Origin of the sequence: Paenibacillus oleatilyticus (genome assembly GCF_018998565.1) — a bacterium.
GTDB classification, from domain to species: domain Bacteria; phylum Bacillota; class Bacilli; order Paenibacillales; family NBRC-103111; genus Paenibacillus_G; species Paenibacillus_G oleatilyticus.
The window spans coordinates 1-316 of record NZ_JAHNZO010000215.1 but is presented as its reverse complement, the minus strand read 5'-3'; the positions used below and the strand labels follow the sequence as shown (position 1 = coordinate 316).

Annotated in this window: 1 protein-coding gene; it reads left to right on the top strand. The window is 66.1% G+C overall.

Features of this window, described 5'->3' with window-relative positions; genetic code table 11:
* The coding region (locus KQX66_RS39205; protein WP_216798469.1) for a hypothetical protein at positions 1-316 on the top strand (316 nt) is incomplete at both ends.

Sequence of the window (316 nt, the reverse complement as noted above, 5' to 3'; positions counted from 1 at the left end):
CTTTGGCGTGCTGCGCGAATTGCAGGCCGGCGCCGACGTGGTGCGGCTCCTCGCGGCGCGGCCGGGGGCGGACACCGCGGCGCTGCTGCCAAAAACGCTCGATGGTCTCTATGGCATGACTTATGGCCTGCTCGCGGCCTGCGTTGATCACACCACGGTGGCGCGCGCGCTCGAGATCATCGAGCAACTGCCTGATATTCGCGGCGCGACGCCGCTGCCGATCAAGGAGACCCAGACGCTGGCAATGGAGCTGTTGATGCAACGCGCGCTGTCGAATGGCCTGGAAGCGGCGATCCTCGACAGCCCGTCCTATCAT